Here is a 12,960-nt window from a genome sequence, read left to right as displayed (position 1 = left end):
GCTGGCTTCATTTCATGTCTTATAGCATTGATCCTATCGGTATTATCCTCTCCCCTTATAAAGAAAAATTTGCGGTTCCTAGACAGCCAGGGTTAGTACCGAGTGCACGTTCTGAAATTATATTGCAAGGTGCAGCAAATTCATTAGAAGCGGTAAGAGGCATCGAACAATTTAGCCATTTATGGCTGTTATTTTTATTTGATCAGAATTTAGAAGCAGGATGGCGCCCAACTGTTCGTCCCCCTCGTTTAGGTGGCAATGAACGTATTGGCGTGTTTGCTAGCCGTGCCACATTTCGTCCAAATGGCATTGGTATGTCAGCGGTCGAATTAAAAGGGATTCGCCATGAAAACGGCAATGTGATCATCGAATTAGGTGGGGTCGATCTGGTTGATGGCACGCCTATTGTTGATATAAAACCTTATATTCCTTATTCAGACAGCTTGCCACAAGCACAAGGTGGCTTTGCATCAAGCACGCCAGATCTAATGCCAGTGTGTTTTAGCGAAGCCGCACTCAATCAACTACCAGCAAAAAATAAAGCCTATTATCAAACCGTGATCAGTGAAGTATTAACCCAAGATCCTCGTCCGGCTTATAAGAAAGGCAAGCCAGATCCTAAGCAATACGCTGTCCACTTGTTTGATTTTAATGTGCACTTTTCGGTGACTGAACAACAAATAACCGTTAATCAGATCGAGAAAGTTAATCAATAGTAGATCTTATACAGTTCTCTTTGGCGAATAGCGTGTAGGCTGGTAAGATATTCGGCTATCGTCAGATCGCTGACGGGCGGGATTTATCCCTTCTTTTTTAATTTAATTAATCAACGGATACCATCAATGCGTACCAGTAATTATCTTCTTTCTACTCTGAAGGAGACTCCAAACGACGCAGAAGTTATTAGCCACCAGCTAATGCTACGTGCAGGTATGATCCGTAAGCTGGCTTCAGGTCTATACACCTGGCTACCTACAGGTCTGCGTGTACTGCGTAAGGTCGAAAACATCGTTCGCCAAGAGATCGACAATGCAGGCGCAATCGAAACCTTGATGCCCGTTGTTCAGCCGTTTGAACTATGGGAAGAAACAGGCCGCTCTGAGAAAATGGGCCCTGAACTACTTCGCTTTACTGACCGCCATACTCGTCCGTTTGTGCTTAGTCCAACAGCAGAAGAAGTGATCACAAGCCTAGTACGCAACGAAGTTAGCTCTTACAAGCAACTTCCGTTGAACCTGTACCAAATCCAAACTAAATTCCGTGACGAGCGTCGTCCACGTTTCGGTGTAATGCGTGCACGTGAATTCTGCATGATGGATGCTTACAGCTTTGACATTGACAAAGAAGGTCTACAAAAGTCTTACGATGCAATGCACGACGCTTACTGTAAAGCGTTCGATCGCATGGGTCTTGAGTACCGTCCAGTATGGGCTGACTCTGGCGCAATCGGTGGTAATGGCTCTCAAGAGTTCCACGTATTAGCAGAAAGCGGCGAAGACTTAATTGCATTCTCAACTGAATCTGACTACGCAGCAAATATCGAAAAAGCAGAAGCACTAGCCCCTGCTCACGATCGTGCAGCGCCAACGGTTGAGCTTTCTGTTATCAATACACCAAATGCGAAAACTATCGATGAGTTAGTTGAGCAACACGGTATCGCTATCGAAAAAACAATCAAGACGCTATTTGTTAAAGCTTCTGATGAGATCGATGCGCCTATCGTAGCGCTATTAATTCGTGGTGATCACGAATTGAACGAAATTAAAGCAGAAAACCTAGATTGTGTTGCTTCTCCACTGGAAATGGCAACAGAAGAAGAAATTCGCCAGTTCGTTAACGCAGGTCCAGGCTCACTAGGTCCTGTTGGTCTTGAGCTACCATTCATCGTTGACCGCACAGTTGCTGTAATGAGCGATTTTGCTGCAGGTGCAAACATCGATGGTAAACACCATGTTGGCATCAACTGGGGCCGTGACGTTGAACTAGGTCGTGTTGAAGATCTACGTAACGTAGTTGAAGGCGACCCAAGCCCATGCGGTCAAGGTACGCTAATGCTTAAGCGTGGTATCGAAGTAGGCCATATCTTCCAACTAGGTACTACGTACTCAGAGAAGATGAACTGTGGCGTACTAGATTCAAACGGTAAGAACGTAATCCTAGAAATGGGTTGTTACGGTATCGGTGTTTCTCGTGTTGTTGCTTCTGCTATTGAGCAAAACAACGATGAAAACGGTATTATCTGGCCTGACGCAATCGCACCTTTCCAAGTGTCTATCGTTCCAATGAACATGGCGAAATCTGAAGAAGTGAAAGAAGCGGCAGAAAAGCTGTACGCTGAACTAACTGCTGCTGGTATCGACGTGCTATTTGATGATCGTAAAGAGCGCCCAGGTGTAATGTTTGCGGATCATGAATTGATCGGTATCCCACACACTATCGTAATTGGTAACCGCAGCCTAGAAAATGGCGAGATGGAATATAAGAACCGTCGCGCTGGCACTAAAGAAGCCGTTGCTGTAAACGATGTTGTTGAGTTCCTTAAGCAAAAACTAGCTTAATTGAAATACTCATAACATACTGAAAAAGCTGCCGAATATGGCAGCTTTTTTTATTAATAAAAACCTCAGAGTCTCCCCCAATTTTTGATGTAACACGTTAAAGTCGTTGCATAACCGATTGTTACGATTGATCTGCGCTTAAGATCCCCTATAGTGACAAACTAAATAGTTAACGATCTTGTAGCGATGGAACAGGCTTTATTTAAACACGTAACCTCATCTCCTTCCCCTAAGCTAAAGCAAAAACCTTTAGCCGCAGATCAACGCCTGTTGATCCTGCAAAAGCTACAAGGGAAGTTAGAGATCCGCTTACTATTTGAGATCCTATGCCGCGAGCTCGATAAACAAATTGATATTTGTCGCCTCGTTTGGCGCTTAGATAAAACCACCACCTTGATCCGTCAAGGACAAGCAAGTCCTCATCAAAAAAGTTTTGCTCTTCGCTTTAGTGATACCTGTTTAGGTACTCTGCAATATTCAACCTTATACCCACTGGATGATGACGAAATCAGCTTGCTACATACTTATCATCGTCTATTAGCAGGTCCATTATTTAACGCTATTGAATACCGTAAAGTAAAAAATATGGCATTAATGGATCAATTGTCTGGCTTATGTAATCGAATGTGCTTTGAGCAAGATATTCATCATGCCATTGCTATGAGTGAAAAGCGCAGTGTGGAGTTAGTACTGTTTATCTGTGATTTAGACAACTTCAAACAGATCAATGACAACTTTGGTCATCTCGATGGTGACAAAGTGATTAAGGCATTTTCTCAAGCCTTAAAACATGCGATCAGAAATTCTGATCGTTGTTACCGCATTGGTGGCGATGAATTTATTATTTTACTGCAACCTGCAAGCCCACGTTCTGAAATCAAAGTCGCCGCAAGGATCAGCGACTACATCAATCAAAGCCCTATTCTTAGTACTCTCAATATTGGCTTTTCTTATGGTACAGCAACCTTTACTCAAGGTGATTCGATGGTATCTCTAATTGAACGCGCCGATCGTAAACTCTACCAACACAAGCGCAATAAATAATCATTCCGTTGTTCTAAACACCATAACTACTACGTTTTTACATTGTTTAACGCTATGATATTTATACCCAAGCGACTTCAATATGCCTGATTCAGAGCGAGGTCACTGAGTTGAATTCAAGGAAGGCAACGAAGCGGAATAGCGAGCTCTTTCCAAGTTGTCTGACGCAAGAAGTCGGCTCAGTGACACGCTTCCAAAGGGCGAGCGTCCTTAGCTCTCAGACTTTGTTAACAATTCTCAATGTAGAACCACTATATCTACGAATCGTTGCTGCGCCTGAGAACTAAGGTCGTCTCGCTGAACACTGCATCTTGAAGTTACTTGGGTATATAACATTTGAGAGTATTCAAATAGATATTGTTATCTCTTTGAATATTTTCTAAAGAGGGCTAATTATGCAAGTTTATCAATGTGGTGAGCTTATTCGTGCGACCTATGCACAAATTGGAAGTGGCGATCAAGGATACATTCCTGCAGCTATTGCCTGCGCAATCAAAACTTTCAACGATATTGCAGAAAACACCAGCCTACCGCTAGAAGTGCGTGAACGTGCAGCTTTTGCTGCGGCTAATTTATTAATTAGTGATCATGAGGACAAATAATGGACTTAGCTAAATTTGAATCCATGGATCCTATTATGTTGATGAGTATCGTTAACATGAAAATCCGTGATGAATTCCAAAATCTCGATGAGCTTGTTAAATACTACGATATCGATCGTCAAAAGCTGATCGATAAACTGGCAAGTGCTGGATTTGAATACCAGCCTGAAGCCAAACAGTTTCGCTAAACAAAAAACGGAAGCTAAAAGCTTCCGTTTTTATTTCTGGATAAAACTCTTATTAGCCTTTAAAAATCGGCAGTAAATTTGCCATTGCCATAATATGGAACACGGCAGTGACTACACCAAAACCAATCACGACATACACCGTCACATTACCGCCCGGTACCACAAACCCTTCTTTCGACGCTTTACATTGACGGGTTTTCTTCGCTAACAATGCCGGAATAATACACGCCCAGATAGTCGCCGCTGCACCTGCAAGTCCAATCGCAGTAAGAAAACCAAACGGTGACACTAATGAGAATAATAGCGGTGGAATAAAGGTGATCGCCCAAGTTTTCATGCGGCCTTGTTTGCTGTCTTCAAAGCCAAAAAAATCTGCAAGGTAATCAAAGACGCCTAAGCCGACACCAATAAATGACGACACAACAGCAGCGATTGAGAAAATACGGATAGCCTGCTTCACACTATTAGAATCAATTACGCTATCAAGAGCATGAGTGAGTGCATCAATACCACCACCAGCAGAAACTACAGGGCCAAACGCATCACGCGGCAAATTACCAAAAATACATAATACCCATACCAAGTAGAAACCTAACGCAATAAAGGTACCGCCTAAAATCGCATTTTTCGCACGGTATTCATCTCGGTAGTAATCACGCATCGTACTAACTGAGTGATGGTAACCAAACGAGGTCAATGCAATCGGTAACAAGGCTAACGCATACGGTGAGTAACTAGCATGTAAATGTGTCGTATCAAGCAGCACTGGTATCTGAATATTAACCGCTAAACCAGAGATACCGATTAAAAAACTCACCAGCATAAAGACAATCAGTAGAATTGAAATACGATCAACAGCGCGAGTTGAATGTAGAACAAACGCAGAGCATACCGCTACAAATAACACTGACGCTAACTTTTCATTAATGCCGAGCAAGTTACTGAAAATCATGCCTGATGATGAAATGTAAGCATAAAGCAAAATACAACCAACAAAGTACAGTGACAGATTGTTGATCACGTTGATTTTACGATTTAGTACATCTTTGGTGATGGTATTAAAAGACACCTTAAAGTTGTAATGCTTTAGTGCTTCTAACAGTAACCAACCGGATAAGGTCATCATGACCATGGTCAATGAGATCGCAATAACACTCCAAAATGTCCATGCACCCGCCCCCGCACTCGGTAAACCTAACATGCCTGCGCCAACACAAACGCTTGCAATAATGCATGCACCGCCAAGTGTGGATGGTTTGCTCATATCTATTCCTTACAGCTAACGTATCAGTGAACTAGTACATTAATATTTTTTATATTATCTCGCAATAAAAAGTTACCAAATAGATAAAAAAACAACATTAAAGTAATCATCTGCATATACGTCTAGATTTCCCCCAACTTTCAAGCATAAAAAAACACCGCAATAGGATAACTATTACGGTGTTTTTAAACTTGAATTAAATCGTATCAAATTGTGCTTTATCGAGTAACTTAGCAATTAACGCTTCATAAGTTAAACCCGCTTGGGCTGCAGCCATTGGATAGACACTACGCTCTGTCATCCCTGGAATGGTATTCATTTCAATTAAATACACATCGTTATTTTCAGTTAACAGCACATCTACGCGCCCCCAACCTCGACAACCTAACGCTTTATATGCAGCCTTTACAACTTGCTGCATGCTCTTTTCTTCTTGCTCACTCAAATCTGATGGACAGTGATAAGTGGCACTTTGTGTTCCGAACTTAGCACTCCAATCAAAAAACGTATCTGAACAAATTTGTACTATAGGCAGCGCTTCATCATTCAATACTGCACAGGTATATTCACGTCCAACAATAAATTGCTCTACTAACACTTCATCATCATATTCAAATGCAGCTAGCAGTGCTTGCCATAATTGTTCTTCATTATCGGCTTTAGCAACCCCAATACTACAACCTTGATTTAAAGGCTTGATCACAACAGGAAATGTGATTTCACCACAGACCTTTAAAATATCAGATTGAGATGTCGATTTACGTACCAATACCCAAGGTGCGGTCAATAAACCATTTGCCGACCACACTTCTTTCGTTTTCAGTTTATTCAGTGAGATCGCTGATGCTAAGACGCCACTTCCAACGTATGGGATCTGTAAAATATCAAGTAATGCTTGGATATGTCCGCTTTCGCCTAAGCCACCATGTAAAGCAATAAATACTTTATCCAGCTTATAAAGATTCAGCATTGAGAGATCAATGCTACATGGATCTAGCTGTATTACGTCATGCCCTAAGGCTTTAACTGCAGATACAATTTGCGCCCCAGACTTTAGTGATACTTCTCGCTCACTCGATCTGCCGCCACATAGAACACCAACCCTCATTTACATTCCTTACTGAAAGAATAAAGCGCCAAAAATACAATAAATTTAACGATTAACTAACTAGTAAATAGCAAAGAAACTAATTGAATATAAGTTATGTGACCTTTATTGAAGATTTATAAAATTGATTGGTTAAATTCGGTGATTAATAGCAATATCATCGCCTGAAAAATCGGCAACAACAAAATAGCCAACAACGGCTACAAGTTTGTCGCCATAAAAAATAAAAGGCGTTCGACTGCGTAACCAACTCGGGACTTGATACTCTTGAAACAGTTTCTTGAGTTTACGACTACCACTGCGTCCTAATGGTTTGATGGGATCGCCTTGATAACAAAAGCGCACCGTAACTTGCTCATCTTTTTGTGGGTATCGAAGCGCTTTATCACAACCGCTTTCCGATAATACTAACGCGCCTAAATCCTGTGGTAGTTGACATGCAGCATTAAGTTCAAGTGATGCTTGCCATTGACTGATATCACTCCATTGCTGCAGTAAATACAATTTCCCTTGGCTGCGACGAACTTCGACATTTGACCAACATAACTTAGGGTTGGCATCTTGTTTCGCTAATACAACGTTAAACCAAATCTGCTCAAGTTGAGCTAAAGACGGCATCACCACTTTTTGTCGTTTTAACCATTGTCTAATCAATGCCATTCCAACACGCTGAGTAGTATTTTTAGCCAGCAATAAACTCCCATCTTGCTGCGTTGCTTGAGCCAACTGCGTCGATAATAGCTCTTCTAATAACGCTTCTTGTTCACCACACAATGCACTACTTCGTGCAACCGCTTTATGGATGCCCGACCAACGTTCTACCAGACGAGGGGTGATCTGATGACGGATAAAATTACGATCGTAACGCTCATCTTGGTTACTCTCATCTTCCACCCATTCAAGTTGGTGAGCCTTGCCGTATTGTTCAATCTCAGCACGAGTCACATTCAATAACGGTCTTAAATGTGTACCTTTAGCAAAAGGTAAAATAACGGGCATTGATGCTAATCCAGCAGGACCACTACCGCGTTTAAGCGCCAACAAAAAAGTCTCTATCTGATCATCACTGTGTTGTGCCGTTAATAAGGTATCTCCCTGTTGAACATGTTTAGCTAATGCCTTGTAGCGAGCCTCTCGCGCTGCTTGTTCAAGACTGATACGGTTTCCCGTCTCAACCATCACTCGTTCAACATCGCAGCTGATCCCACTTTGCTTTGCCCACGCTAAACATTTCTCAGCCCACACATCGGCATTGTTACTCAAGCCATGATGTACATAAACGGCATGGCAAGAATAAGTCGGGTATTGAGCAATAAATCGAGCCATTAAATCCAGTAACACTCGCGAATCTAACCCACCACTAAAAGCAAGAACAAAACTTTTACTGCCGGCATTGTGGGTTGTGAGTAGTTGGCGAGAAAAAGAGGGATATAACATGGCTTCTTTCAACATAACGATAAAACACCAGTTTAACGCAGCAATAGGCCGCACTAAACGAGAAATACAAAAAAGGCCAGCATCATGCTGACCTCTTCATTTAATAACATGCAGTTATTTAACAGTAGCCGTAGCTCATTAGACGCTGGTAACGACGTTCTAGTAACGTTTCAGTGTCCATTGTGTCTAACTCTTCAAGCGTTGCTTTCAGCTGAGCTTTTAGCGTGTTAGCCATTAATGGCACGTTACGGTGCGCACCACCTAGTGGCTCTTCGATAATGTTATCAATTAGCTCAAGCTCTTTAAGACGAGGTGCTGTCATACCCATCGCTTCTGCCGCTTGTGGTGCTTTATCTGAATCACGCCATAAGATTGATGCACAACCTTCTGGAGAAATAACAGAGTAAGTTGAGTATTGCAGCATATTAACGCAATCACCCACACCAATCGCTAGTGCACCACCAGAGCCACCTTCACCTACAACGTTACAGATCACTGGAACTTTTAGACCAGCCATCACTTTAAGGTTCATTGCAATTGCTTCTGATTGGCCGCGCTCTTCAGCACCCACCCCCGGGTAAGCACCTGCTGTATCAATGAAAGTGATCACAGGCATATTGAAACGCTCTGCCATTTTCATTAAACGTAGCGCTTTACGGTAACCTTCAGGCTTTGGCATACCAAAGTTACGTTTTACTTTTTCAGTCGTACCACGACCTTTTTGATGACCGATCACCATCACTGGGCGACCATCAATACGCGCAATACCACCCACCAATGCTTTATCATCAGCAAAAGCGCGATCACTCGCTAATTCATCAAACTCTTCGAACATGTGCTCGATGTAATCAAAAGTATATGGGCGCTGAGGATGGCGTGCGAGTTGCGCAACCTGCCATGCACCAAGATCACCAAAGATTTTCTTGGTTAGCTCTAGGCTTTTCTTTTCTAGTTGCTCAATTTCTTTTTCTAGATCAACCGAGTTAGATTCATCACGACGAGATACATCACGTAATGCTTCAATTTTTGCTTCTAGTTCTGCAATCGGTTGTTCAAACTCGAGGAAGTTCAGGCTCATACCACTTAAAATCCTTTTGCTTATGATGATGATAGGGTTCTTATTACCCTATCATAAACCATTAAGCTAACTTAATTAAACTCAAGCTCGACCTGCTTATCACCTAGGAGTGTCTTAAGATCAGAAATTAACTGATCCGCTGGCGTAATTCGCCATTCTGTTCCTAATGTGAGTTTGGCACGGGCATTCGAGCGCTGATAGTACACGTTTACAGGCACTGTACCTGCTCGGTGTGGTTCCAGCACTTGGCTGAAACGGGCGAAAAACTGCTCATCGATCTGCTGTTCGGTGACTGAAATCGCAAGACCACGGAGATGTTTTTCTCTCGCTTCTGATATATCGAGCACTTCACGCGCTGACATTCTAAGGCCACCATTGAAATCATCAAAGCTGACCTGTCCTGATACCACCACTATTTTATCTTTTTCAAGCAGATCAATGTAACGATCTAAGGCATCAGAGAATAGCATGACTTCCATTCGACCTGAACGATCATCTAATGTCATCAAACCAATTCTGGTGCCACGTTTGGTTGTCATCACTCGGGCTGCAATTACTAAACCTGCAACCGTGGCTACTTTATCACGCCCAGTTTGCTGCGCGTCTTTCAAGCGCCAAGTCGTGTAATGCTTTAATTCAGGAATATAAGCATTGATCGGGTGACCTGTTAAATACAAACCTAGGGTTTCACGTTCACCTTCCAGCCAGACTTTATCTGGTGACTCTGGAATGTTAGCGTATTTGTGCTCTACTTCTTCAGGCGCTGCCGTAAGAACACCAAACATGTCAGTTTGCCCAAAAGCTTCTGCTTGGTGATGCTGACTTGCCGCTTTAATTGCATCATCAAGTGTTGCTAACATAGCTGCACGGTTAGGTCCTAAGCGATCCATTGCCCCTGATTTGATCAGCTTTTCAAGTACACGCTTGTTCACTTTTTTGGTATCGATACGAGCACAGAAATCGAATAAATCTTTAAAGTGGCCGCCTTTATCACGGGCACTAATAATATTCTCGATCGGGCCTTCACCCACACCTTTTACCGCACCGATACCGTAAACCACAGCACCTTCGTCATCAACGTTAAAGCGGTACAAGCCTTTGTTGACATCAGGTGGCAGCAGTTTCAGATTCATACGGTGACATTCGTCAACCAAGCTAATGATCTTGTCGGTGTTATCCATATCTGCGGTCATTACCGCTGCCATAAACTCGGCTGGATAGTGGGCTTTTAACCATAACGTTTGGTAAGACACCAAGGCATAGGCGGCGGAGTGCGATTTGTTAAATCCGTAACCGGCGAATTTCTCCACCAAGTCAAAGATTTTCATTGCTAGTTCGCCATCAACCCCGTTCTTGATCGCCCCTTCTTCAAAGACAGCACGCTGTTTTGCCATCTCTTCCGGTTTTTTCTTACCCATCGCACGACGTAGCATGTCCGCACCACCAAGGGTGTAACCAGCCAGTACCTGTGCGATCTGCATTACCTGTTCCTGATACAGGATGATGCCGTAAGTCGGATCAAGAATGTCTTTTAGTGACTCGTGTTGCCATTTTTCATCAGGGTAAGACACCGCTTCTCGACCGTGCTTACGGTCAATGAAGTTATCTACCATGCCTGATTGCAAAGGTCCTGGGCGGAACAGTGCCACCAATGCGATCATATCTTCGAAACAGTCAGGCTGAAGACGTTTGATCAGATCTTTCATACCACGGGATTCAAGCTGGAATACTGCGGTAGATTCTGAGCGTTGCAGCATGGCAAAAGATTTCGGATCATCCATCGCAATAGCAGCGATATTGACTAGCTCTTTACCTTGCTCAATTAAGCGAGGGTTGATCAGCCCCAACGCCCAGTCGATGATGGTTAATGTACGAAGTCCCAAGAAGTCAAACTTAACCAAACCTGCGGTTTCAACGTCATTCTTATCAAACTGGGTAACCGGGTTATGACCTTCCGCATCACAGTACAACGGCGCAAAGTCAGTGATCGTGGTTGGTGAGATCACAACACCATCGGCGTGTTTACCAGCGTTACGTGTTACCCCTTCAAGGATGCGACACATATCAATCAGATCACGGACCTCTTCATCCGCATCATAAGATTGACCTAGCTGAGGTTCGGCATCAAACGCTTTGGCCAGTGTCATGCCCGGCTCGGCTGGCACTAACTTAGAGATACGATCGACGAAACCATACGGATGCCCCAGTACACGGCCGACATCACGGATCACCGCTTTTGCCGCCATAGTACCAAACGTAATGATCTGCGATACCGCATCACGGCCATACATTTCCGCAACGTGATCAATAACCAAGTCACGCTTATCCATACAGAAGTCGATATCGAAATCGGGCATGGAGACACGTTCAGGGTTCAAGAAACGTTCGAAAAGTAAGTCAAATTCCAATGGATCCAAATCGGTAATTTTCAAAGCATAAGCCACTAATGAGCCCGCACCTGAACCACGACCAGGGCCTACTGGTACATCGTTATCTTTCGACCACTGGATGAACTCCATTACGATCAAGAAATAACCTGGGAACCCCATCTGGTTAACAACTTGAAGCTCCACATCCAAGCGTTCATCGTATTCAGGACGACGCGCTGCACGCACTTCAGGATCGGGGAAAAGGAACTCTAAACGCTCTTCAAGGCCTTCTTTGGATTTCATGACCAAGAAGTCTTCGATACTCATATCACTGGTTGGGAAGTTTGGCAGGAAGTACTCCCCTAAACGCACAGTAACATTACAGCGTTTAGCAATTTCTACCGAGTTTTGCAGCGCTTCTGGAATATCAGCAAACAGCTCGCACATTTCTTCTTCACTACGAAGATATTGTTGCGCACTGTAGAGCTTTGGTCGGTTAGGATCGACAAGCGTATAACCATCATGGATGGCAACACGAATTTCGTGCGCATCAAATTGATCTGCCGTCAGTAAGCGCACATCATTGGTGGCAACAACGGGCAAATCTTCTTTTTCAGCCAGTTCGACCGCAAAATGTAAATAAGCCTCTTCATCGGCACGACCTGTGCGCACCAACTCTAAATAGTAGCTGTCAGGGAAATGGGTTTTATAGAAGCTGATAAAACTATCAACCATCTTCTGGTTGCCTTTAAGTAAGGCTTTACCCACATCACCATTTTTGCCACCAGAAAGGACAATTAAACCTTCACGGTGATTAATCAGCCATTCTTTGTCAATAACTGGCAGGTGTTGTACATGTCCACGCTGATAGGCTTCTGAAATCAATAAAGTTAGATTTTTATAACCTTCATTGTTCGCCGCTAAGATGGTGAGTTCAAATAACTCATCCCCCATTTCCGCCGACTGAACTTTGAAATCAGCGCCAATAATTGGCTTCATTCCAGCATCATGGGCAGCAAAGTAAAACTTCACCAAACCACACAGGTTGGTAAAGTCTGTAATAGCGAGTGCTGGCATACCGAGATCCGATGCCTTTTTGACGATTGGCTTTACTTTCGCCAAACCATCAATCATCGAAAAATCACTATGCACACGAAGGTGGATAAAACGTGGTTCTACCATGACAACCTAATTTGTTACGTTACTGAATTAAGAAAATTATACCCGAAACCGGATATGAGAGGTATTGAGGCGATAAAAAAATGGCACAGCTGGATGCTATGCCATCGATATTGTTGTTCAGGCGAGCAGA

At 43.2% G+C, this 12,960-nt stretch carries 10 protein-coding genes; 5 read left to right on the top strand and 5 right to left on the bottom strand.

All coding sequences use genetic code 11. The annotated features are described in order from the left end of the window. Positions 1 to 14 precede the first annotated feature (14 nt). The 5 genes from tsaA (at position 15) to Q7674_RS10040 (ending at position 4,392) form a co-directional block, all read left to right on the top strand. Positions 15 to 716 carry a tRNA (N6-threonylcarbamoyladenosine(37)-N6)-methyltransferase TrmO gene (gene tsaA / locus Q7674_RS10060; RefSeq protein ID WP_045065442.1) on the top strand — a complete coding sequence of 234 codons (702 nt, stop codon included), beginning with the start codon at positions 15 to 17 and terminating at the stop codon, positions 714 to 716. Between the two features lie 126 nt (positions 717 to 842). Beyond that, a complete protein-coding gene (locus Q7674_RS10055; protein ID WP_045065444.1) occupies positions 843 to 2,558 on the top strand; it encodes a proline--tRNA ligase in 1,716 nt (571 codons plus the stop codon). Positions 2,559 to 2,744: 186 nt separating this feature from the next. Beyond that, positions 2,745 to 3,602 carry a GGDEF domain-containing protein gene (locus tag Q7674_RS10050; protein ID WP_045065445.1) on the top strand — a complete coding sequence of 286 codons (858 nt, stop codon included), beginning with the start codon at positions 2,745 to 2,747 and terminating at the stop codon, positions 3,600 to 3,602. Between the two features lie 395 nt (positions 3,603 to 3,997). Next, entirely contained in the window at positions 3,998 to 4,204 is a 207-nt protein-coding gene (locus tag Q7674_RS10045; protein WP_008986249.1) for a YaeP family protein, read from the top strand. Then, positions 4,204 to 4,392, top strand: coding sequence for a DUF4250 domain-containing protein (locus Q7674_RS10040; RefSeq protein WP_045065447.1), 189 nt, complete (start codon positions 4,204 to 4,206; stop codon positions 4,390 to 4,392). The genes Q7674_RS10045 and Q7674_RS10040 overlap by 1 nt, the downstream gene beginning before the upstream one ends. A 52-nt stretch (positions 4,393 to 4,444) precedes the next feature. Here Q7674_RS10040 and Q7674_RS10035 read toward each other — a convergent pair whose 3' ends face one another. The 5 genes from Q7674_RS10035 to dnaE form a co-directional block, all read right to left on the bottom strand. Then, positions 4,445 to 5,656, bottom strand: coding sequence for an aromatic amino acid transport family protein (locus Q7674_RS10035; protein WP_045065449.1), 1,212 nt, complete (start codon positions 5,654 to 5,656; stop codon positions 4,445 to 4,447). 196 nt (positions 5,657 to 5,852) lie between these two features. Continuing rightward, positions 5,853 to 6,764: a D-alanine--D-alanine ligase family protein gene (locus Q7674_RS10030; protein ID WP_023933384.1), complete on the bottom strand. Its 912-nt coding sequence runs from the start codon at positions 6,762 to 6,764 to the stop codon at positions 5,853 to 5,855. A 132-nt stretch (positions 6,765 to 6,896) separates the two neighbouring features. Beyond that, positions 6,897 to 8,201, bottom strand: a complete 1,305-nt coding sequence (tilS, locus tag Q7674_RS10025) for a tRNA lysidine(34) synthetase TilS (protein ID WP_045065471.1) — start codon at positions 8,199 to 8,201, stop codon at positions 6,897 to 6,899. Positions 8,202 to 8,319: 118 nt separating this feature from the next. After that, positions 8,320 to 9,279, bottom strand: coding sequence for an acetyl-CoA carboxylase carboxyl transferase subunit alpha (accA, locus tag Q7674_RS10020; protein WP_305423657.1), 960 nt, complete (start codon positions 9,277 to 9,279; stop codon positions 8,320 to 8,322). A gap of 71 nt (positions 9,280 to 9,350) precedes the next feature. Continuing rightward, positions 9,351 to 12,830, bottom strand: coding sequence for a DNA polymerase III subunit alpha (gene dnaE, locus Q7674_RS10015; RefSeq protein ID WP_305423656.1), 3,480 nt, complete (start codon positions 12,828 to 12,830; stop codon positions 9,351 to 9,353). Positions 12,831 to 12,960 lie beyond the last annotated feature (130 nt).

Source organism: Photobacterium leiognathi (assembly GCF_030685535.1).
Classification (GTDB): Bacteria; Pseudomonadota; Gammaproteobacteria; order Enterobacterales; family Vibrionaceae; genus Photobacterium; species Photobacterium leiognathi.
This window is presented reverse-complemented; position numbering and strand designations above follow the sequence as displayed.

Excerpts from the sequence above, each read along its gene's own strand:
- accA (WP_305423657.1), bottom strand. The coding sequence starts at position 9,279 with ATGAGCCTGAACTTCCTCGAGTTTGAACAACCGATTGCAGAACTAGAA.
- dnaE (WP_305423656.1), bottom strand. The coding sequence starts at position 12,830 with ATGGTAGAACCACGTTTTATCCACCTTCGTGTGCATAGTGATTTTTCG.
- Q7674_RS10045 (WP_008986249.1), top strand. The coding sequence starts at position 3,998 with ATGCAAGTTTATCAATGTGGTGAGCTTATTCGTGCGACCTATGCACAA.
- Q7674_RS10035 (WP_045065449.1), bottom strand. The coding sequence starts at position 5,656 with ATGAGCAAACCATCCACACTTGGCGGTGCATGCATTATTGCAAGCGTT.
- Q7674_RS10050 (WP_045065445.1), top strand. The coding sequence starts at position 2,745 with ATGGAACAGGCTTTATTTAAACACGTAACCTCATCTCCTTCCCCTAAG.
- tsaA (WP_045065442.1), top strand. The coding sequence starts at position 15 with ATGTCTTATAGCATTGATCCTATCGGTATTATCCTCTCCCCTTATAAA.
- Q7674_RS10030 (WP_023933384.1), bottom strand. The coding sequence starts at position 6,764 with ATGAGGGTTGGTGTTCTATGTGGCGGCAGATCGAGTGAGCGAGAAGTA.
- Q7674_RS10055 (WP_045065444.1), top strand. The coding sequence starts at position 843 with ATGCGTACCAGTAATTATCTTCTTTCTACTCTGAAGGAGACTCCAAAC.
- Q7674_RS10040 (WP_045065447.1), top strand. The coding sequence starts at position 4,204 with ATGGACTTAGCTAAATTTGAATCCATGGATCCTATTATGTTGATGAGT.
- tilS (WP_045065471.1), bottom strand. The coding sequence starts at position 8,201 with ATGTTATATCCCTCTTTTTCTCGCCAACTACTCACAACCCACAATGCC.